This window comes from Novosphingobium endophyticum, from assembly GCF_014640675.1.
In the GTDB taxonomy this organism is placed as follows: domain Bacteria; phylum Pseudomonadota; class Alphaproteobacteria; order Sphingomonadales; family Sphingomonadaceae; genus Novosphingobium; species Novosphingobium endophyticum.
The window spans coordinates 1-1285 of the sequence record NZ_BMHK01000090.1; the positions used below are offsets into that span (position 1 = coordinate 1).

The 1285-nt window shown below is 62.9% G+C and carries 1 protein-coding gene; it reads right to left on the reverse strand.

Annotated elements, in window-relative coordinates; genetic code table 11:
* Window positions 1–132: 132 nt before the first annotated feature.
* Complete coding sequence (locus tag IEX32_RS20315) at window positions 133–1170, reverse strand: IS110 family RNA-guided transposase (RefSeq protein ID WP_188773348.1); 1038 nt, start codon at window positions 1168–1170, stop codon at window positions 133–135.
* Window positions 1171–1285 lie beyond the last annotated feature (115 nt).

Consider the following 1285-nt stretch of genomic DNA (forward strand, 5'->3'; position numbering starts at 1 on the left):
AGGGATACGCAGTCGCGAATGCGCTGCTCCCGGATTTGCGGCCTGACCTGTCCATCGTCCCGGCGGAGGGACTTCGCTCAGACGGGCTGATGGCGTGCCCGCCCGAAGCTGGTGTTTGCTATCTGCTCCTTCTCATGCCGCCTTCGCAGGGACGGCTTTATGGGGAATGAAGGTCGTGCCGTCCTTCAGCATATGATGCAGCACGACAGCGAGCTTTCTGGCAAGCGCGACCCGGGCCTTGCGCGGTCCTGCACGCTTTGCGACGCCTTGCGCCCAGCTCTTGAGATCCGAGCCTTTGACAGGACGTGTCAGAATTACGTTGGCCGCCTCATAGAGGGCGGTTCGCACGCCCACGTCGCCAACCTTGGAGATGTGGCCGCTGCGGTCAGTCTCGCCGGACTGGTATTTCTTCGGCGTGAGCCCGAAATGCGGGCCGACATCGCGTGAAGATCGGAACCGTTCCGGCGCATCGACCGCCGCCACGAAGGTCATCGCCACCAGCACGCCGACGCCGGGCGTGGTCATCAGCCGGAGCGCATCGGCATTCTGCCGCGCCATCGCGCGCAAGCGACGCTCGAAGCCTGCAAACTCGGTCGCCAGCGCATCTCGTGCCTTTAGCAGCGAGGACGCGATTGTCTCCAGGGTCGGATGGCCTTCGACCAATTCGCGGATACGCGCCGCGAAGGTGCGCGGTGTGGTTGGTCCTACCTTGAGTCCGAAGCCGCGCAGGATACCACGTAGGCTCATATCGAGATCATGGAGCTTGCTCTGCAGGATCTTGCGGGCGGTGAGTACCGCACGGATCTCCTGGGCTGGCAGCGACTTGCAATGTACCGGCCGAAACCAGCCAAGCCGCATTAGCTGGGCAATGCCGCGCGCGTCCTTCTTGTCGGTCTTCACCGGCATCGTCTTGAAGGCGCTGCGCACATGCCGCGTCTCGAGCAGCTCTACGGCAAGACCAACCTCGGCCATGGCGGCATGAAGCCACTGCGACAGCGGCCCAGCCTCCAGGCCGATCCGCTCCGTCGAAAGCCCCAGCCCAGCGAACCACTCGATCAGCGCGTCGGGCTCGCTCAGAACCTTGGCTTCACGCACGATCTCGCCGTCGCTGTCGACCACGCATACGCTTGAGCATTCCAACGAGACATCAATTCCGGCATAGTACTTCACGGTCATCTCTCCCGATGCTTGGAGCAGGTCCATCCTGACTCCGTGACACCATCAGTGTGAGGGATGACCACCAGCCCATCAATCTGGCTGGTGAGGCAGCCCGTTACCCCATCTA